This is a genomic window from Limnobacter litoralis, assembly GCF_030160455.1.
GTDB classification, from domain to species: domain Bacteria; phylum Pseudomonadota; class Gammaproteobacteria; order Burkholderiales; family Burkholderiaceae_B; genus Limnobacter; species Limnobacter litoralis.
In genome coordinates this window covers 66,017-84,066 of the sequence record NZ_BSOJ01000032.1, presented here as the reverse complement: position 1 = coordinate 84,066, position 18,050 = coordinate 66,017, and the positions used below count along the sequence as shown (strand labels likewise).

Here is an 18,050-nt window from a genome sequence, read left to right as displayed (position 1 = left end):
CTTCAATTACCTCTTGAAGCGGTTGATCAATCGGTCGAGCTGACCCGCAAAATTTTTTCGGTCGGACTGGCTGAATGCGGCTGGCCCACCGGTTTCAATGCCACTGGATCGAAGGGTGTCCATGAAATCGCGCATGGTCAGCAAAGCCTTGATGTTTTCGGCGCTGTAAAGTTCACCGCGCGGGTTCAAGGCCATGGCGCCTTTGTCGACCGCATCTGAGGCCAAGGGGATGTCCGCTGTGATGACCAGATCACCCGGCTGCGCCCTTTTGACGATCTCGTGGTCGGCCACATCAAAACCGGCCTGAACCTGGACGAAACGGATGTAAGGCGAAGGTGGAATGCGCAGAAACTGATTGGCCACCAGGGTGACGTGCACACTGGCGCGGTCGGCTGCGCGAAACAGGATTTCCTTGATCACCACCGGACAGGCGTCGGCATCAACCCAAATGTGCATGTGGCTCCAATTCATGACCCAGCGTAAGAATTGACACAATACTAAACCACCGACGGCCCGCTTAGCTCAATTTGGTCCAGGCACCGTGCAACATTTCAACCGACACACAGAGCAGCACCACAGCAAACACCTTGCGCAGAATGTGGGCGGGAAGCACCTGAGTGGCTCGAGCACCCAGTGGGGCTGTCAACATCGAGGCCAACACGGTCCAGACCAGTGCAGGCAAATACACAAAGCCCACACTGCCCTCGGGCAGCCCGGGGGCTGCCCAGCCATTGAACACAAAACCCAGCGTGCCCCCCAAGGCAATCGGAAAACCCAAGGCCGCGGCCGTGCCAATGGCTTTGCGGATCGACACATTGCACCAGGTCAGAAAAGGCACGGTCATGGCTGCGCCCCCCACTGCCACCAGCGACGACACACAACCGATCAGGGCAGCCACGCCCAACTGCCCTGCTTTGCCGGGCAGAACCCGACCGGGTTTGGGTTTGAATTCAAAGATCATCTGAAAGGCCACAAGCCCCATGAACAACGCGAAAAAAATGACCAGCCCAAGGCTGGGCACGTGCCTGGCCAGAAAGGTGCCAATCAGGGTTCCGACCAGAATGCCGGGTGTGAACGTGCCTACGATCGGCCAGATAACCCCTTCCTTGCGATGATGCGAGAGCAGACTGGACAGCGAGGTAAAAAGAATGGTGGCCATGGAGGTGCCCAGTGCGAGCCGAAACACCCACTGAGAGGGTTCATGCGCCAATTCAAATGCCCAAGCCAAGGCAGGCACCAGCACGCTGCCACCACCCACACCCAGCAAGCCCGCCAGAAAGCCCGACAGCACGCCGATCGCGATGTAAATCAAGGTTGCGGTCAAAAAGATCAAGACACCCCCTGCTTGAGCAGCCAGTTGAGCGCGCCTTGCACTGTCTTGAAGTCTGACAGCGAGCGACAGGGCAGATCCGGAAAGCGTTCGCGGACCATTCGACTGAGGGTGTTGCCCGGCCCGGTTTCAAAAAAAACGGTGGCGCCTTGCTCAACAGCCATGTCCAGGGCCAGTCCCCAATACAGGGCTTCTGACAATTGACGGGCCAGGCAATCGATTGAATCCTGAGGTGCCGAACAAACCCGACCAGCGAGTCCGCTTAGCACCAGGCTGTCACCCGTCAACCAGGTCACCTTTTGAAGATCTCGGGCAAAATCAACACTGGCCTGTTTCAACCAGTGGGTGTGTGAAGGGACCTTCACGCACAAGTGCACCACATGCGCCCCGTGTTGTTGCTGCAGTGTGTTGCCAAGGCTGGCCAGCGCAGCCTTGCCGCCACCCACCACACAGTGTTGTTCATCGTTGTAAATGGCCACCGGGAATTCACCCAGCTTTGGTAGAAGGGTTTCCACCACGGCCGTTCGCATGCCCTTGATGGCCATCAAGCCGTGGTCGACCGGGCTGGCATCGTCCATGCGTTGGGCTCGCAAAGCGGCCAATTCAATTCCGTGCCCGGTGCTCAGCTTGCCAGCCACCACCTGGGCACTGAGCTCACCCACGCTGTAACCGCTGACCAGGGCGGGTACCACACCTTGCTGGCGAAGCAGTTCGCCCACCACCCCTGCGTACAACACCAGCGCGGGCTGAGCCACCGCATTGGTCTGGTAACAGGTCGATTCAGACACGCCCAGACGCACCGCACCCGGCAAGTGCTCCCACGCGGCCTGCAAGGCCGGTTCAGCCAGCGGGTCATTGCGCAAGCGGTCAAACATGTTCAGGCTTTGGCTGCCCTGCCCCGGGCACAGTACACACAGGCTCACACACGCACCTCCGCCTGAGGGGCCAGCAAATCAAGCGGGTTGTCCTGGTGCAAACCTTGTAGGAAAAGCGCGGCCGAAAGCAGGTCGGCGCTGCCGCCCGGGCTGAGCCAGCGTTGCTGAAACGCCTTGCACAAGGCGCGCAAGCGCTCTTCCCAACCGGATTCAAACACACTGCCTTGCGCCAGAAAACCCGCTGCACTGGCCTGCGCCCAGCGCAATCCCTCCAGACCGCCGCGGTGCGCCAAATTGGTGTCGTCCAGCACGGCCATGCTACTCAAGAGGGCATGGCTGGCTGCAGCACTTTCTGAGCAACCCCGGTCCAGCGCGTGTTGCAAGGCTGGCCAGCACACATTGAACAAAACCGGAAAGCCCGCAGCCGCTTGCTCGCGAGCACCGGGCAAACCCAAGGTGCGATGCACACGCAGGCCGTGACTGGGCACAGCCGCATGCGCGGCACCACTGAGCAACACCGGAATACCCCAGGCCTGTTTGACGATTTCGCCTAGCCGAGCGGGTCGAAAACGGCCATGAGTGACCTTTTGCAAACCCAAAGCGGCGCAGAGCAAGCCCAACATAAAAATGGCGCCCTTGTGCGTGTTGACGCCATCGGTGGCCTTGAACATGGCTGCTTCGGCCTGTTGACCCCTGGCTTTCAACTCGGCCAGCACAGCGTGATTTTGCCCCAGTAAAAAGCAATCGGCGAAGTAGCCCTGCAGGGCAAAGATGCTGCGCTCGAATGTCGCCTGATTCATGTCCTTGTGGCTGCCATTGTCGCTGGGGCACACCAATCCAGGCTTGCATTCAAGCTGCATCTCGGTGGTGAGTGCCAGGCGCACGCGTTCGTCCAGCTCAAAGGCCAGTGTTGTCATGCCGCGTGAACCCCCATTTCAGAAAAGGCGGCATTGAATTCAGCCTGGGCAATCAGCTCGACCCGATCAATGGACTTGACCAACAGCGTATCTGGTCGCTTCAACCATTCCCGAATGGAAGCGCCCTGCCCCGCTGGATTGACGATTTCTCCGTCCAGCCTGAGCTGCGGGTTTTGTCGCACGAATGAAGACATGACCGTGAGCGCTGCATCGGCTTGATCCCGTGTTTCGGGTTGAACCAGCAAATCCAGATCGGAGTCTGCATGCATGCACTGCAAACCGGTCAGACTTTGTAGGGCCGCCGAACCAAACACGCGAAGTGTCAAACCCAGCGCCGTGAAGGAACGGTCCAGGCTCTGCCACAGTGCGGCGTCGGCAAGTTTCAGCTTTTGTATCACTTCTGCAATGTCAGGCGGGCATTCGTGGCGGGCAATTTCCTGGCGAGGCACTGAAAATGCCAACCTGCGCTTCCCCCACGAATAGGGTTCTGCCAATCCAACCTGAAGGTGTGTGTCTGGCAAATGGTCGGGTTGGCGGCTCACGATCAGCGGATGACCCGACATGCACCAGCACAACAAACTGCCTTCAGCCATGTGCGACTCCATCGGATAGGGGCCGAGAGAGATCGCGTCGGTGCAGCCTTCAGGGGTCAGAAAAACCAGGTCATGGCGCTTGAACTTGAAGTCACGCACGCTCAAAGCCCTCACCCAGCACCAAATCAAGTACGCGCTGGGCCGCCGTACGCCCACCGCGTTCTGCCCCGGTTTGAATACGCAAATCGCGTGCGCGCTCGGCTGGGGTCATGGCCTGAAGTTGGGCCAATGCATTCGACAAGGCCTGTGGATAGTGGTCTGACCACACAGCCTGCAAATGCCCCATTTTGAAATAGTTGTTCACGCCGGGCGAAAACACGGGGGATTGCTCCGACAAAGCGGTCAGGCGATCCAGCGGAATTTTGGTGATGCGTGACATCGCGGGCAAATTCATGACGCTGATTTCAGCGTCAGCCAACCCATAACAGGCGTCGGCCATCATGCCGGTGGTGATGTACCCCCCACTGACTGCCTCGCCGTACACCACACTTAAAACAATGTGCCCATGTTGCCTGGCCAATTCAACGGTTTTGGCCAGGTGGGCCATGTAACCGTTCAAGCCCATCAACTCATCGTGACGGCGCAATCGCTGGCCCTGCGTGTCCAGCAAAAAAAGAATGACGGTATTGGGTTGGTTTTTGATCACGTCCAGCACCTGACCGGCCATGGCCAGCGCAAGGTCTGCGCCAATTTCAGCCCGCTGGCTGGTGCCCAGCACCCGCACCGGGGTGTCGTTGATCCGGGTGTTGCCAAAAAAGTGATCGTCTGCCTGAACAAGCGCCTGATAAGACTGCCCGAACAGGGCCTCAATAATGTGTTGCTGAGATTTCATACACCTCCCATGGCCTTGTCTCTGGCCTTGGCAAACTGTGCGGCAAACTCAGCCGCGGGCATCATGGCCAGCGTATTGATGTCGCCCATGCCCAGTTGCTGCCAAATTTCTGCCCCGTCATTGCACTGCTCAAATGTGGCCAGTCGTCGGGTCAGCATCGCGTGCTCGGCTTCGATGTCCTGCAAGGTCAAGCCGGCTGGCTTTCCCTGCTGAAGAGCGGCAATCGCAGCCTGGCGGAATGCCGCCACCTGATCTGCAACCAACGCGTCCACTTCACCCAGAATGTAGCGGTTCTTGCCACCCGTGACACGCCACACCAAAGCGCGGTCGCGCGAATCGAATTCTTCGACACCGTGCACGGTTTCGATGACCTCGGGACCAGACATGCTCAAACGCCCTTCTTCAGACATGATGAGCGTGTCGCAGCAACGGGAAATCAAACCCGTTCCACCAAAACAACCTGCTGCGCCACCCACCAGACCGATGAAGCGGATACCCGCTGCACGGGCCTGAAGCAAAGCGCGCATGATTTCGGACACGGCCACCAGACCTGCGTTCGCTTCATGCAGACGCACACCGCCCGACTCGAACACCAGCAGCACAGCGACGGGTTTGTCGATCATCGCCTTGCGAATCATGGCGGTTATTTTTGCGCCGTGCACTTCCCCCACAGCCCCGCCCAGAAAGTCGCCTTCCTGCGCAGCCAGGTACACTGGTTGGCCATTGAGCAAGGCCTTGCCAATGACCACTCCGTCGTCAAAGGCAACGGGTTGATCCAGCAAAGGCATGTGCGGGCTGCTGACTCGGGCTTGAGGCGGCAGCCATTCCGTGAAGCTGCCCTCATCGACCAGGCCCTGCAAACGTTCGCGGGCGGAAATTTCGAAAAAACTGTCAGCCATGTTGTGTCTCCCAAGCCTCAATGGCCTGCCCCAAACGCAGGCTGACCACCGCGGGCGTGGCGCCCACATCGTGAATTTCAATGCTGAGGCCACCTGCCGCATGGCGTTGGGCAAAATCAGATAGAACAGCTTGCCAAATGGGCGCAAACCCCATGGCTGACGTCTGTACCTGCACGGTGCATGCACTTTTGTCGGTGCTGGCTTCCAGCAACACCTCGCAATTGCCGGAGGCTGTCACCCCCACGAGCACAGGGTCGCTGCCTCGGGGCTGGGGTCGACTGTCAAGCCGGTATGTCAAATTTTCCATGTGTTCAATCCTGTTGATCACCAGTTTCTGAAACGGCTTGGCGGGTTGTACAACCCACCGGAGGCACGAACCAGGTCCTTGACGGTTTTGGCGGCCAGCAAGTCACGGCTGGCCTGTCGAATTGAAATGCCGAGGTCTTCAGCACGCTTAATCACGCCACGGGCACGCAGCGCGTCCACCATCGCCTGATCTCGACCCAAGCCCACAGAGGTGTACCCGGCAACCCCGCGAATGGCCTGCTCACGTTCTTCGTCGTTTCGGCACAGGAGCAGGTTGGCAATGCCCTCTTCCGTAACGATGTGGGTCACGTCGTCTCCGTAAATCATGACGGGTGGGTTATTCAGCCCCATCGAATCGGCGAGATCCCAGGCATCCAGCCGCTCCACAAAGGCCGGTGCCATGTGCTCGCGGAAGGTTTCCACCATTTGAACCACCAGCTTGCGCCCCCTCGGAATGTGATTGGGTTTGTGCTGCGCCTGGCGGCCTGCCTTCAACCAGGCTGCACTTTCATGCCGACGCCCACGGGCATCTGCCCCCATGTTGGGCGCACCGCCAAAGCCGGTGATTCGGCCCTTGGTGGCCGTGGAACTGTTGCCAAATGTGTCGATCTGCAAAGTTGAGCCGATGAACAGGTCGCAGGCGTAGTGGCCCGCCGCTTGCGAAAAGGCACGGTTGGACCGCATGGAGCCGTCGGCCCCTGTGAAAAAGACGTCTGGCCGCGCGGCGATGTATTTCTCCATGCCCAGTTCACTGCCGAAACTGTGAACCGATTGAACAAAACCGGCCTCAATGGCGGGAATCAGCGCGGGGTGGGGATTAAGTGCCCAATGGGTGCAAATCTGCCCTTTCAGGCCCAGCGACTCGGCGTAGGTCGGCAACAACAACTCGATGGCCGCCGTGTCAAAGCCGATGCCGTGATTCAGGCGCTTCACGCCGTATTCCGCGTAAATGCCCTTGATGACCATCATCGCCATCAAAACCTGAATTTCGGAAATTTGGGCGGGGTCACGCGTAAACAGCGGCTCGATGTAATTGGGGCGCGGTGCCACGATCACAAAATCCACCCAGTCGGCGGGAATATCTACCCGCGGCAGACTGTCGCGCAGGTCGTTGACCTGCACGATCACGATGCCGTTCTTAAACGCGGTGGCCTCCACAATGGCGGGCGTGTCCTCCGTGTTGGGTCCGGTGTACAGGTTGCCCTGTGCGTCGGCTGCCTCGGCCGCGATAAAGGCCACATTGGGTGTTAAATCAACGAAATATCGCCCAAAAAGCTCCAAGTAGGTGTGAATGGCATTGATCTTGATTTTGCCTGCCGTCACCAGGTTGGCCAATCTTGCCCCCTGCGGGCCTGAAAAAGAAAAATCAATTTCACTGGCGATGCCCTTTTCAAACAGGGCGGTGTGTTCGGGCAGGGCCACCACACTTTGCAGCATGTGCAAATGATTGATTTTTTCAGGGTTGACCTTGGCCAGGCACTGGGCCAAAAAGTCTGCCTGCTTTTGGTTGTTGCCCTCAAGACAAACCCGGTCACGAGGCTGCAAAACCGCCTCCAGCAAGGCCACTGCCAAGCTGGAATCCACCAGCTTTGCAGGAGCGATTCGTTTGGCCCTTTCAAGCCGGTCAGCTTTGGACTGCTGACCCGTGCGCCAATGTGTTGAATCTTGGTTCATGAAATGTCACAACCTTGTGTCAGTTGGTGTAGAAGGTGTTGGGCAACCACATCACGATGTCGGGAAACACAGCCAACAACACGATGTAAAGAATCATGATGACGATGAATGGCATGACACCCCGAAGGATTTCGCCAAACTTGATGTCGGGCGCAATGCCATTGATGACGAACAAGTTCAGGCCCACCGGCGGGGTGATCAAGCCCAGTTCCATGTTGATCGTCAAAACGATTCCAAACCAGACTGGATCGAAGCCTGCTGCAATCATCGGTGGCAAGATCACTGGCGTGATCATCAGGATGATCGCCACGGGCGGCAGGAAAAAGCCCAGCACCAGCAGAAGTACGTTCACCCAGAACAGCAGCACCCACTTTGACAGATGCAAGGCCACCAACCACTCGGCCATGCTCTGGCTGATGCGCAGGTAACTCATCACATAGGTAAACAGGAAGGACATGGCAATGATCATCATGATCATGCTGCTTTCCCGTGCGGCGCCCAACAGAATGTGCTTCACGTCGTTCCACTTGTAGCAGCCGTACAGTGCAGCCACCAGCAACATCGATCCAAATGCACCCACACCGGCCACTTCAGACGGCGTTCCAAAACCGCCATACATGGCCACCATGACGGCACCAATCAACACCATAAATGGCAATAGACGGGGCAATGTGGCCATTTTCTCGGTCCAGGTGAAGTGTTCCTTTTGGCTGACCGCCTCAATCTCGGCTGGGGTCGCGGTTTTCATCCAGGCGTGGCGATCGCGAATGTATTGAAACACCACGTAAATGGCAAACAACAAGGCCAGCAACAAGCCTGGTATCACACCGGCAATGAACAATTTGCCAATGGATTGCTCAGCCATAACGCCATAAATAATCAGCGTGATGCTGGGCGGAATCAAAATGCCCAAAGTGCCACCGGCCGCAATCAGGCCGCTGGCCAGCGCACCGGTGTACCCGCGCTTGCGCATTTCAGGAATGCCCATGCCACCGATGGCGGCACAGGTGGCAGGGCTTGAACCACACAGCGCCGCGAAAATGGTGCAACCCACCACGTTGGCCACGCCCAGGCTTCCGGGCATGCGGTAAAGCCAGCGGTAAGCGGCCTCATACAGGTCCACAGCCGCTCTGGTTTTGCCAATTGCCGCCCCCATGAGAATAAACAAGGGGATGGTTAACAAAGTGAAGTTGTCGAGCTCGCCGAACACGGTTTCAGGAATGAACCCGATGTTGTTGTGGGGCATGAAAAAATACATCACCACCACCGCGGACGAACCCAGGGCGAATGCAATGGGCATGCCCGAAAACAGCAAAAGCAGGGTCAGGGCTGTGTACAACAACCCGATTTCAGTGACGCCCATGGTCAATCTCCAGTGCCACGCACGCCATCCACAATCTGGATGACGAACTGCAAGTTCAAAGAAGTCATGCCCAAGGCCATGAACGAATACGGGATCCAGAGCTTGGGGGCCCAGGTGGAACCACTGTCCCAGCCTTCAGAGTAGGCCAGGTAAAAATATTTCCAGGTCAACACGGTAATCAGCAGGCAGAACAGAAAGGACAACGCATCACCAAACAACAAGCGATAGCGCTTCCATTTGGGCGCCATAATTTCATCGAGCAATTCAATGCCCACGTGAGCACGGTCTTTTTGGGTGTGGCCCGAAGCCATGAAAGTAGCAGCAATTAACATGAAAACACTGGCCTCGATTACCCAGTCGTTGGAATAGTGGATGACGTAACGAGTCATCACCTCATACATCAGAACTAGCGCACACGCCACAATCAGCAAGGCGGACAGGTAAGCCATCATTTTGTTGATTACAAACACCCCCTGCCGGAAGGCTTGCCAGACTCCTTTGTTCATAAGTCAGATCTCCGGATTAAACTGAGGCGGGCGAGGACAACCATGAGAGGAGCACACGGCAAAGCCCCCGCCCTAAGCAAGAAAATCGGCCAAAGCCAAGTGTTTATTTCACAGCCTCAGCCATGTCGATCCAGTGTTGGCCATCTTTGACCTGGTCGGCAAACTCTTTCCAGGCAGATTGCTTGGACAGGGCGCGGAATTTGGCAAAGTTGGTGTCATCCATATCAAGCACCTTTTTGCCGGCCTTTTCATAAATTTCAGCCACTTTGGTGTCGTCCTTTTTGGCCTCGTCAATGCCGAACTTCTCCAGGCTTGCACCCACATCCATCACGATTTTCTGCTGAGCTGGGGTAAGGCGATCAAACGTTGACTTGGCCATCAGGAGCGGCTCAAACATGTACCAGAATGTGTTTTTGCGAGCCGAAGTGAGATAATCGCTGACCTCTTCCAAGCGGAAGCTGATGATGGACGTGCTTGAAGTGACGCCTGCATCCAGAACTCCGGTTTGCAGCGCGTTATACACCTCATTGGAAGGAATGTTGGTGATGGATCCTCCCGCAGCCTTCAACATCAGGTCCATGGTTTTACCGGCACCACGAATTTTCACACCCTTAACATCGCTGGGCTGCACAATCGGTGACTTGGAGGCAATGCCACCCGCTTGCCACACCCAAGTAATGATCTTCACACCATTGTCTTCCAGCGTCTTACTCAAAGCTTTGCCGATTGGCGCATTTTTCCAACGCTGCCCCTGCTCATAACTGGTGATCATCGCAGGCATCAGCGTGATGTTGACCTCGGGAATGCGTCCACCTTCATAAGCCAAGGGATAAATAGTCATGTCCAGAGACCCGCGCTGCATTGCAGAGAACTGAGCCTTGGTTTTCATCAATGAACTGCCGGGATAGATTTCGAACTTGACTTCACCGTTGGTGCGTTTTTCAACTTCAGCCGCAAAATGGCGCACCAGACGATCTCGGAAATCACCCTCATCCAGGGTTCCACCGGGGAATTGATGGGACACCTTGATGACTGTTGGCGCAGCATTGGCGGCCTGGAAGGGGCCTACAGACATCAGCGCCAAAGCCACACCGGCCAACATGGGTTTGAATTTCACTCTCATTGTTTTATCTCCTAGCTTGCTTCTTCAATTTCCCGGTCATCCAAGGTGGACCCAGGGGCGAAGGCCTTGTCAATGGCCTATTCTTGTTATTTTTTTAACTGATCTGCCAGATCGTTGAAATCATCCACAGCCCAATCAAATTCACCTGAAAACACCTCAGGCAACGGGGAGCCCTCACCCATCTCGAGCGGTCGCCTGACGTAAGCGGTTTTCAATCCCTGAGCCTTCGCAGCGCGAAGATCGCTGGGGTGCGAGGCCACCAACATCACCTCTTCTGGATTTACATCCAATAGATTTGCAAGGCCCAGGTAAGTCTCTGGGTCTGGTTTGTAATGCTTGAATAATTCTGCGGACACAATGCAATCCCAAGGCAAACCTGCGTTTTTAGCCATGTTGGTTAACAACGAAAAGTTGCCGTTGGACAGGGTTGTTATGGTAAATCTTCGCTTCAATCGGGTCAGGCCATCGACTGAATCCGGCCATGGTGCAAGGCGATGCCAGCAACCGTTCAAATATTGACGATCCGGTTCTAACAGTGATTCGAGCCCAAACTCAGGAATGATTTCGTCTAGAATCAAGCGATGGAGCTGATCAATTTTCATCCAGGGCAGTAACCCTTTTCTGACCCTGTCCATCGCAGGTGCGTAGCCGTTTCGCCATGCGTCAGCGAACTTCTCTGCGTTGATGTTCAGCCCTCTGGCAAGGCACAGCTCCCGTGTTTCACGAGCCACGCTGCCACGCCAATCCACCACAGTACCGAATACGTCGAAAGCCAGAATATTGAGACCAGCTTGACGTGGCTCTGGGACCATTGCCCTCCCCTCCTTTTGTACTTGTATTCAAGTTCGAATTTCCTGTATACAAGATATTGCGCTCTCGTATACATTGTCAATATTGAAGAAAACCCTAAGTCCCCAAATGCCATGAAGAAAAAACTGTCCGAAGACGTGCGTGATGAGATTGAAGAATTGATCGCGTTTGGAGAACTGCCGCCTGGTCGTCACCTTGACGAAACAGAACTGGCCGCGCGCTTTAAGGTATCTAGAACACCCATACGGGAAGCATTAAACCAGTTAGCAACCGCCGGACTGGTTGAATTAAGAACACGACGTGGCGCCGTGGTGGTTACACTCAGCGCACAGGAATTGGTAGAGATGTTCGAGGTGATGGGGGAATTTGAAGGCATGTGTGGCCGCCTTGCAGCCCGACGCATGACCCTGGAAGAACAAAAAATGCTTCAGCAAGTGCACGCCAAGTGCGAAAGTGCGGTCGCCAACGGTGGGGACCCAGACCAGTATTACCAGTTAAACGATGAATTTCACGGCGTGATCTACGCAGGCAGCCACAACACCTTTCTGCAAGAGCAAGCGTGGGCCCTGCGCAGGCGGCTTCGCCCCTACCGACGCCTGCAGTTGCGTGTGCGTGGGCGCATCAGCAGCTCGTTTGGTGAACACGGACAAATTGTGGAGGCCATCGTCTCTGGCAACGCAGACAAAGCCAATCAATTGCTGCGCGACCACGTCATGATTCAAGGCCAGCGTTTTGCTGATTTGATCGCCAACCTGCCACTGATTAACGGCACCCAACACTGAAGCACAGGAACACCATGTTTTTTGACACCACCCAGATCGCCCCCCGACAAAATTACCAGCTTTTAACGGGTGGCGTTTTGCCCCGCCCCATTGCCTGGGTCAGCACCTTGGGTAAAAACGGGGTGGCCAACCTGGCCCCTTACTCGTTTTTTACAGTGGCCAGCTGCAACCCGCCCGTGCTGTGTGTGGTGCAGGTAACACCCGCCAATCAACTCAACAAAGACACCCTGACGAATCTGAAAGACACCAGCGAATGCGTGGTGAATGTGGTCAGCCAGCCACTGCTGGACGCCATGAACATCAGCTGCGCCACTTTTCCACCCGAGGTGGATGAATTTGAGAAGGCTGGGCTGGAAAAATCGAAAAGCCACACCGTGGCTGCGCCTGGTGTGAAGGCGGCGCTGGTGCGTTACGAGTGCAAGCTGCGCGAGTTACAAACCATTTCAGGGCTGCCCACAGGCGGCACCCTGATGCTGCTGGACGTCACAGGCATTGAAGTGGCAGACCATGCCATCGCAGAAGGCCAGATTGACCCTGCGGTGCTGCAGGCTGTCGGCAAAATGGGGGGCGACCTTTACAGCACCACAGATCAAAGGCTTGAACTGCCCCGCCCAAGGGTGTGAAGCCGAACGCGCGCGCACAAACCGGTGGGATAGGCCATGGCGTCCTCCAATTCGATTTGACCACCCAGCCGGTCGACCACCGTTTTAACAATCGACAAGCCCAGACCAGACCCCGTTTGGTCTGAACCCAGCACCCGGTAAAACGGATCGAACACCCGGTGCCTTAAATCGGGCTCTATGCCACTACCTGAATCTTCGACGGTCAGCACTGCAAATCCATCTTCAAGCTGCAAACCCAAGTCAATGCGCCCACCCTGAGGTGTGTAGCGGATGGCATTGTCCACCAGGTTTTTAAGAATGGTCGTGAGGTCCAGCTCAGAGGCGCGCACCGTGGCATCCAGCCGGGAGTTTTCCGGCAAGTTGATCCCCAAATCGATGCCCTTGGCTTCGGCAAGGGGCATCAAGTCACCCAGAACACGCCTGAACACGGGCATGACTGCGCTGGTCGCAACTGTGGTTCGCTCCTGGGTGTTGCTTTGTTCGCGCGCCAGCGACAGCAATTGCTCCAGCAACTGGCGAGAGCGGTTGATGCCGTTCTTCAAAGTCATCAGGCGGCCTTTGGCCTCCACCGACAGGTCGGCTTGACCCAGACGCTCGGCCTGCAGGGCAATGGCGGTCAGCGGAGACCTCAATTCATGGGCAGAATCCGCCACGAAACGGCGCTGAACTTCCAGGGACTGACCCACGCGCTTCAACAAGGAATTGATTGCCCGGACAAAAGCAGTCAACTCCGAAGGCACACCGGCAAGCGGCATGGCGTGAAGCTCTTGATCGCCCCGCCCCTCCACCTCTCGGGACAACCTGGACACAGGCAGAAAAGACTTGCGGATCAGGTCTGCAACCACAAACAACAAGACGGGAATCAGCACCAGAAAAGGCAACACGGTGCGCAGGGCGTTGTCCCAAGCCACGTCGTCGCGAACGCCCGCCGATTGCGCAATGGCGATGCGCTCGCCCGGGGCCAGCGTTTTGACGTAGGTCCGAAATTCCTGATTGCTGACCACCTGATCGCTTAAGCCATCTGGCAAGTTCACCTGAAAGCCGATCTGATCTGCCTGGTGGTCCACCACGCCGTCGTGATCCAGATCTTCCAGATATTGAACAAAAATCTGGGGGTCTTCACTGCGTTTCCGCTTGATTCGGAAGTCGCCTTTGATCGGCAAGGGCAAATGCCCCGCATCAAACATGGATGCAATCTGCACCAGCTGCGCATCCTGAAATTCATAGGCCTCCTGATAGGTGGCCCAAAAAGACACCAAACCGCCCACCAGACCCACCACCAGAATGGCCAGCGAAATGCCCAGCATCAGCCGACGCTGAATGGAATGTGTCATTCCTGCCTTGAAACCAGCCACCCCGCCCCCCTGACATTCTTGATGACCTGACTACCCAGCTTTTTTCGAAGAGAATGAATCAGAAATTCGACCGCGTTGCTTTCGACCTCTTCACCCCATCCATAAATGCGGTCTTCCAATTCGCTGCGCGACAAAATGACACCTGGGCGAACCAGCAATGCCTGCAGCAGCGCAAATTCACGGTTGGGCAACAGAACCGGGGGTTCTTGCCCCACTTGAGCCAAGCGTGTTGCAGGGTCGAGACTGACAATGCCATTGCCCAGCACCGGGGTGGCAGAACCGCCCTTGCGGCGTGTGACTGCACGCATGCGGGCCAGCAGTTCGCTCATGTCAAAGGGTTTGACCAGGTAATCGTCTGCACCACTGTCTAAACCGAGAATGCGATCGCTCAAGGCGTCACGCGCTGTCAGCACGATGACGGGAATTTCATCCTGACGGGTTCGCAAGGCCGACAGTACCCCTAGCCCGTCTTTGCCGGGCAGCCCCAAGTCGAGCAGAAGAAGGTCGTAATACTGGCAAGAAAGCGCGGTCAGCGCGCGGTTTCCGTCCCGCACCCAGTCCACGGCGTGGGTGGCGTCTTTCAACGCGTCTTGCACTGCCTGTCCAATCATCAGGTCGTCTTCGACCAGCAACACACGCATTTGAATGCAACCTTATTTTCAACACGTGAACAGTATGCATAAAAAAAATCCGGTCTGTTCACGAAAAACAGACCGGAGTGTGCCGCGACAAACTTAGCTTAGGCTGAGTGCGCCAACTTGGCTTTTGAATTGCGACCAGGCAGCGAGAACTTGAACAGCCGGGCCACCACCGTACCGAACTGTTTGGGTAGTGAAGCCTTGTTGTAGTGAATGCCGTATTCCTTGCAAATGGCCTGCACTTCAACGCTCATTTCTGCGTAACGATGAGCAGGCACTTCCGGAAACAGGTGGTGCTCAATCTGGTGGCTGAGGTTGCCCGACATGATGTGGAACAGCTTGCCACCAGTCAGGTTTGAAGAGCCCTTCAACTGACGCAAATACCAGTGCGCCTGAGTCTCATTGTCCAGCACAGACTTGTCGAACAGCTCGGCATTTTCCGTGAAGTGACCACAGAAAATGATGGTGAAAGTCCACAGGTTGCGCAAAATATTGGCGAGGAAGTTACCCGCCAACACGGGCAGAAAGAATGGACCAGCAATCAATGGGAAGAAAACATAGTCTTTCAGAATCTGTCGACCTGCCTTCTTGCGCATGGGCACAGATTCCTTCCAGATTTGCTTCCAGGTTTTTTCACCGGAAAACACCTTCTCAATTTCAAGGGTTTGCAGGGCCAGCAGGTTTTCAAAAAAGACCGCCAGAATGAACGCCATAGGCAGATTGGCCAAAAAGCGGGGTTCCCATTTCTGCTCGGGGAACAGGCGCAATACGCCATAGCCCACGTCGTGATCCTCACCCAGTACATTGGTGTAAGTGTGGTGACGGAAGTTGTGGCTGTAGCGCCAGGCTTCAGACGGACACCAAGTGTCCCATTCAAAGGTTTGCCCCATCAGGCGGGGCTCTTGCATGAAGTCATACTGACCGTGCATCACATTGTGGCCCAATTCCATGTTGTCCAGAATTTTGGACACGGCCAGCGACAGTGTACCTGCCACAAAGGCGGGCGGAAAAAACCCGGCCATCAGCATCACACGGCCAGCCACTTCGGTGTAACGCACCGCTTTTTCAACACGTTTGATGTAACGGGCGTCTTTCTCACCGACATCGGCGAGGTGCTTTTGACGGATGGCCTCAATTTTGGCGCCAAATTCTTCGAGTTGTGCTTTGTTCAATACCTTGTCTTGTCTCATGGTCAAGCTCCTGTTTTGTTCTCTTTAAAGGTCAAGCGACACAGCAGACTGGGCTGCATTGACGCAAATTCGGACGGCGGCGTTGCCAGCCGAGCAGGCGGTGCCGTTTTGCAGGTTGCGGGTGGTGCCGCTGACTTTCTCGCATGAACAGGTGTTGCAAATGCCCATGCCACAGCCATGCTTGGGGTTAATGCCATGCTCTTGCAAAGCCTTCAGCAGGGGTTTGTTGGACGCCACTTTGACAATGCGGTTTGAGCGGGTCAGGGTCACCTCGACCTCACGCACTTCAGCGTCGTCAAGCACTGGCACCATGGGGCTGAACGATTCAGCATGGAATGCCGCCACTTTGCCCTTGCACAGGCTGTCGATCGCCTTCATGAACCCGTCGGGGCCGCAAGCCATCACCTGGCGCTGCTGCCAATCGGGGCAACCCTGGTTCAAATGCACCAGTGAAGGACGACCCAGCAGGTCACCGCGAGCCAGATTGGCGTCTGCCTCAACAATGCGGACGTAGTTGAAATTGGCGTTCAGATTTGCGAGTTCTTCAAAACGTGCGTCGTAAATCAGGTCAGCCGGGGTGCGGGCCCAGAAGCACAGCGTGGCAGGCACCGGAAATCCCTGTGTTGCCAACTCCTCCACCAAACCCATGAAGGGGGTTACACCGCTGCCAGCGGCCAGAAAAAGCAGGCCTTCACTGGTAAGTGCCTGGGTGTCTTCAAGCGTCATTTCACCGAATGCCTGCCCCACCTCCAGCAAATCGCCCACTTGCACTTGATCGCACAGGTGGCCGCTTACCTTGCCGCTTGGTACACGTTTGACGGTGATGCGTGCGGTGCGAGGTTGGTCGGCGTGGGCGCTGAAACTGTATGAACGGGTGTACACCATTTCATGGATGTTCACTGAAACGTTCAAATGCTGGCCCGCCTTGAAACCCGCGAAGAGTTCATTGAACTCAAGGGTGAAACTGAATGTGTCCGCAGTCTCCTGCGTTTTAGCGCAAACCCTTGCCAAGCAACGGTTTTGACTGGACAATGCACCGGCCTGCTCACGCCAGAAGTCGACGGCTTCGTCTCCAAGAATGGAGCTCAACCCACGAAGAATTCGGCTGGAAAGTTGGCTGAAAGTTCTCATAAAGCACCTTTTTGATTTTTAATTGGTGAACATCTGTGCACTAATTAAACCAGAAAAAATCTAGAAGGCGCAATCTATTACTTCGAAAATTTTTAAAATTTTTTTATTAATAGAAAAAAATACAATTTAAACAATGAGTTGAGTTACCATCAATTTTTATGGTGTGTTCAAAATACCTGAAAAAAGTAAGTGTACACAGTCGAATTTCACGATTAAGCGCGCACATTTAACTGCTGAAACAGGTCACTCAACACACCGAGCCTGCTGGCCGCCGTGTGCATTCTATTGCCCCCCTGATCAGCACCCGCAGGCTGGAGTACGCCGACAATTCGCTTGACCACTTCGCCCTGATTGGCTCTCAACAGGTGCTCAGGTGTTGCACCAGCTAGGATGAGGGCCATCTTCTGGATTTCGAAGTCAAGCACTTCACGCTGCTGGTCGGTCACTGGACGCGCGGCGCGCCACAGCAATTCGTTCAGACGCTGCTCATAAAAAGGCAGTCTGAACACATACCGGGTGTTGCTGAGCGTCATTGGCTTGCTGCGCTGCAGCTCAGCAAGCCTTTCGCGGGTTTTTCTTGCCTTGAAAAGGCCAGTCGGATGATGCGCTTTGTGAAGCATGTCGGCACCGGTTTCTCGTCCATTGCCGTCATACCCTGCCAGGTTGAACCTTTGACCCAAAGTGAAAGCGGCGTAACTGTCCATGAACTCCTTCACATCGCTTTGGTGCAAGTCAGCATGCAACTGACGGATCACCTGCAGGGCCTCGACAGGTACATTGGAACGATGCAAATGATCAACCCTGGATACAAGCTCATTGTTGTATTGCCAGGCTCGTCTGTGGCGACTATTGGCTTGTGCGGTGATGTTGGTCAACAGTGATTTCACGCAGTCGTTGGCCCATTCGGTGGCCGGCACCTCATATTCACGTGCCCGGGAAAAACCGTCGTCGTCGGTGTACTCATGCAGGATTTTTACGGCCTGCAAACGGTCGGGAATGGGACGAACTGCGGCAAGATCAGAACTGAACATGGCACGACTCCTGATGAGGAAAGGTGCGCTGTGTATCAATTTTTAAGGGGTTGGTTCCCCTGAGGGGGTTCA

Annotated in this window: 20 protein-coding genes; 2 read left to right on the top strand and 18 right to left on the bottom strand. The window is 55.7% G+C overall.

Features of this window, described 5'->3' with window-relative positions; all coding sequences use genetic code 11:
• Positions 1 to 6: 6 nt before the first annotated feature.
• The 13 genes from QQJ87_RS13400 to QQJ87_RS13340 all read right to left on the bottom strand — a co-directional run bounded on the left by QQJ87_RS13400 (position 7) and on the right by QQJ87_RS13340 (position 11,230).
• Positions 7 to 456, bottom strand: a complete 450-nt coding sequence (locus QQJ87_RS13400) for a YaiI/YqxD family protein (RefSeq protein WP_284282363.1) — start codon at positions 454 to 456, stop codon at positions 7 to 9.
• 61 nt (positions 457 to 517) lie between these two features.
• Positions 518 to 1,333 (bottom strand): sulfite exporter TauE/SafE family protein, encoded by an 816-nt coding sequence (locus QQJ87_RS13395; protein ID WP_284282362.1) that lies wholly within the window; start codon positions 1,331 to 1,333, stop codon positions 518 to 520.
• Positions 1,330 to 2,253: an acyltransferase domain-containing protein gene (locus tag QQJ87_RS13390; protein ID WP_284282361.1), complete on the bottom strand. Its 924-nt coding sequence runs from the start codon at positions 2,251 to 2,253 to the stop codon at positions 1,330 to 1,332. Before QQJ87_RS13390 ends, QQJ87_RS13395 begins: the two co-directional genes overlap by 4 nt.
• Positions 2,250 to 3,122, bottom strand: a complete 873-nt coding sequence (locus tag QQJ87_RS13385; protein WP_284282360.1) for a triphosphoribosyl-dephospho-CoA synthase — start codon at positions 3,120 to 3,122, stop codon at positions 2,250 to 2,252. Before QQJ87_RS13385 ends, QQJ87_RS13390 begins: the two co-directional genes overlap by 4 nt.
• On the bottom strand, positions 3,119 to 3,814 hold the full coding sequence (gene mdcG, locus QQJ87_RS13380; RefSeq protein ID WP_284282359.1) for a malonate decarboxylase holo-[acyl-carrier-protein] synthase: 696 nt from the start codon (positions 3,812 to 3,814) through the stop codon (positions 3,119 to 3,121). Before mdcG ends, QQJ87_RS13385 begins: the two co-directional genes overlap by 4 nt.
• The gene (locus tag QQJ87_RS13375; protein WP_284282357.1) at positions 3,807 to 4,547 is read right to left on the bottom strand and encodes a biotin-independent malonate decarboxylase subunit gamma; all 741 of its coding nucleotides are present in this window, start codon (positions 4,545 to 4,547) and stop codon (positions 3,807 to 3,809) included. The genes mdcG and QQJ87_RS13375 overlap by 8 nt, the downstream gene beginning before the upstream one ends.
• Complete coding sequence (locus QQJ87_RS13370) at positions 4,544 to 5,446, bottom strand: biotin-independent malonate decarboxylase subunit beta (protein WP_284282355.1); 903 nt, start codon at positions 5,444 to 5,446, stop codon at positions 4,544 to 4,546. Before QQJ87_RS13370 ends, QQJ87_RS13375 begins: the two co-directional genes overlap by 4 nt.
• On the bottom strand, positions 5,439 to 5,753 hold the full coding sequence (gene mdcC / locus QQJ87_RS13365; protein WP_284282354.1) for a malonate decarboxylase acyl carrier protein: 315 nt from the start codon (positions 5,751 to 5,753) through the stop codon (positions 5,439 to 5,441). The genes QQJ87_RS13370 and mdcC overlap by 8 nt, the downstream gene beginning before the upstream one ends.
• 17 nt (positions 5,754 to 5,770) lie before the next feature.
• The gene (gene mdcA / locus QQJ87_RS13360) at positions 5,771 to 7,426 is read right to left on the bottom strand and encodes a malonate decarboxylase subunit alpha (RefSeq protein ID WP_284282353.1); all 1,656 of its coding nucleotides are present in this window, start codon (positions 7,424 to 7,426) and stop codon (positions 5,771 to 5,773) included.
• A 19-nt stretch (positions 7,427 to 7,445) separates the two neighbouring features.
• Complete coding sequence (locus QQJ87_RS13355) at positions 7,446 to 8,789, bottom strand: TRAP transporter large permease (RefSeq protein WP_284282351.1); 1,344 nt, start codon at positions 8,787 to 8,789, stop codon at positions 7,446 to 7,448.
• A gap of 2 nt (positions 8,790 to 8,791) precedes the next feature.
• Entirely contained in the window at positions 8,792 to 9,295 is a 504-nt protein-coding gene (locus QQJ87_RS13350) for a TRAP transporter small permease (protein WP_284282349.1), read from the bottom strand.
• Between the two features lie 103 nt (positions 9,296 to 9,398).
• On the bottom strand, positions 9,399 to 10,418 hold the full coding sequence (gene dctP, locus QQJ87_RS13345) for a TRAP transporter substrate-binding protein DctP (protein ID WP_284282348.1): 1,020 nt from the start codon (positions 10,416 to 10,418) through the stop codon (positions 9,399 to 9,401).
• 86 nt (positions 10,419 to 10,504) lie between these two features.
• The gene (locus QQJ87_RS13340) at positions 10,505 to 11,230 is read right to left on the bottom strand and encodes a haloacid dehalogenase type II (protein WP_284282346.1); all 726 of its coding nucleotides are present in this window, start codon (positions 11,228 to 11,230) and stop codon (positions 10,505 to 10,507) included.
• Between the two features lie 111 nt (positions 11,231 to 11,341).
• Here QQJ87_RS13340 and QQJ87_RS13335 point away from each other — a divergent pair, with 111 nt between their 5' ends.
• Together QQJ87_RS13335 and QQJ87_RS13330 are read left to right on the top strand one after the other, a co-directional pair.
• Positions 11,342 to 12,010, top strand: a complete 669-nt coding sequence (locus QQJ87_RS13335; protein WP_284282344.1) for a GntR family transcriptional regulator — start codon at positions 11,342 to 11,344, stop codon at positions 12,008 to 12,010.
• 14 nt (positions 12,011 to 12,024) lie between these two features.
• Entirely contained in the window at positions 12,025 to 12,633 is a 609-nt protein-coding gene (locus QQJ87_RS13330) for a flavin reductase family protein (RefSeq protein ID WP_284282343.1), read from the top strand.
• On the opposite strand, the gene QQJ87_RS13325 is transcribed toward QQJ87_RS13330, so the two are convergent.
• From QQJ87_RS13325 to QQJ87_RS13305, 5 genes are all read right to left on the bottom strand, one after another.
• Complete coding sequence (locus QQJ87_RS13325) at positions 12,600 to 13,967, bottom strand: sensor histidine kinase (protein ID WP_284282342.1); 1,368 nt, start codon at positions 13,965 to 13,967, stop codon at positions 12,600 to 12,602. The genes QQJ87_RS13330 and QQJ87_RS13325 overlap by 34 nt on opposite strands.
• On the bottom strand, positions 13,964 to 14,629 hold the full coding sequence (locus QQJ87_RS13320) for a response regulator transcription factor (protein WP_284282340.1): 666 nt from the start codon (positions 14,627 to 14,629) through the stop codon (positions 13,964 to 13,966). The genes QQJ87_RS13325 and QQJ87_RS13320 overlap by 4 nt, the downstream gene beginning before the upstream one ends.
• Before the next feature lie 98 nt (positions 14,630 to 14,727).
• Entirely contained in the window at positions 14,728 to 15,816 is a 1,089-nt protein-coding gene (locus QQJ87_RS13315; RefSeq protein WP_284282338.1) for a fatty acid desaturase family protein, read from the bottom strand.
• 24 nt (positions 15,817 to 15,840) lie between these two features.
• A complete protein-coding gene (locus QQJ87_RS13310; protein WP_284282336.1) occupies positions 15,841 to 16,947 on the bottom strand; it encodes a ferredoxin reductase in 1,107 nt (368 codons plus the stop codon).
• Positions 16,948 to 17,159: 212 nt separating this feature from the next.
• On the bottom strand, positions 17,160 to 17,978 hold the full coding sequence (locus QQJ87_RS13305) for a hypothetical protein (RefSeq protein ID WP_284282334.1): 819 nt from the start codon (positions 17,976 to 17,978) through the stop codon (positions 17,160 to 17,162).
• Between the last annotated feature and the right edge of the window lie 72 nt (positions 17,979 to 18,050).

What these genes read in the sequence shown, in the direction of transcription:
- QQJ87_RS13320 (WP_284282340.1), bottom strand. Translation starts at nt 14,629, where the DNA reads ATGCGTGTGTTGCTGGTCGAAGACGACCTGATGATTGGACAGGCAGTG.
- QQJ87_RS13340 (WP_284282346.1), bottom strand. Translation starts at nt 11,230, where the DNA reads ATGGTCCCAGAGCCACGTCAAGCTGGTCTCAATATTCTGGCTTTCGAC.
- QQJ87_RS13370 (WP_284282355.1), bottom strand. Translation starts at nt 5,446, where the DNA reads ATGGCTGACAGTTTTTTCGAAATTTCCGCCCGCGAACGTTTGCAGGGC.
- QQJ87_RS13335 (WP_284282344.1), top strand. Translation starts at nt 11,342, where the DNA reads ATGAAGAAAAAACTGTCCGAAGACGTGCGTGATGAGATTGAAGAATTG.
- dctP (WP_284282348.1), bottom strand. Translation starts at nt 10,418, where the DNA reads ATGAGAGTGAAATTCAAACCCATGTTGGCCGGTGTGGCTTTGGCGCTG.
- QQJ87_RS13375 (WP_284282357.1), bottom strand. Translation starts at nt 4,547, where the DNA reads ATGAAATCTCAGCAACACATTATTGAGGCCCTGTTCGGGCAGTCTTAT.
- QQJ87_RS13350 (WP_284282349.1), bottom strand. Translation starts at nt 9,295, where the DNA reads ATGAACAAAGGAGTCTGGCAAGCCTTCCGGCAGGGGGTGTTTGTAATC.
- QQJ87_RS13315 (WP_284282338.1), bottom strand. Translation starts at nt 15,816, where the DNA reads ATGAGACAAGACAAGGTATTGAACAAAGCACAACTCGAAGAATTTGGC.
- QQJ87_RS13385 (WP_284282360.1), bottom strand. Translation starts at nt 3,122, where the DNA reads ATGACAACACTGGCCTTTGAGCTGGACGAACGCGTGCGCCTGGCACTC.
- mdcA (WP_284282353.1), bottom strand. Translation starts at nt 7,426, where the DNA reads ATGAACCAAGATTCAACACATTGGCGCACGGGTCAGCAGTCCAAAGCT.
- QQJ87_RS13310 (WP_284282336.1), bottom strand. Translation starts at nt 16,947, where the DNA reads ATGAGAACTTTCAGCCAACTTTCCAGCCGAATTCTTCGTGGGTTGAGC.
- QQJ87_RS13305 (WP_284282334.1), bottom strand. Translation starts at nt 17,978, where the DNA reads ATGTTCAGTTCTGATCTTGCCGCAGTTCGTCCCATTCCCGACCGTTTG.
- mdcC (WP_284282354.1), bottom strand. Translation starts at nt 5,753, where the DNA reads ATGGAAAATTTGACATACCGGCTTGACAGTCGACCCCAGCCCCGAGGC.
- QQJ87_RS13330 (WP_284282343.1), top strand. Translation starts at nt 12,025, where the DNA reads ATGTTTTTTGACACCACCCAGATCGCCCCCCGACAAAATTACCAGCTT.
- QQJ87_RS13355 (WP_284282351.1), bottom strand. Translation starts at nt 8,789, where the DNA reads ATGGGCGTCACTGAAATCGGGTTGTTGTACACAGCCCTGACCCTGCTT.
- QQJ87_RS13400 (WP_284282363.1), bottom strand. Translation starts at nt 456, where the DNA reads ATGCACATTTGGGTTGATGCCGACGCCTGTCCGGTGGTGATCAAGGAA.
- QQJ87_RS13325 (WP_284282342.1), bottom strand. Translation starts at nt 13,967, where the DNA reads ATGACACATTCCATTCAGCGTCGGCTGATGCTGGGCATTTCGCTGGCC.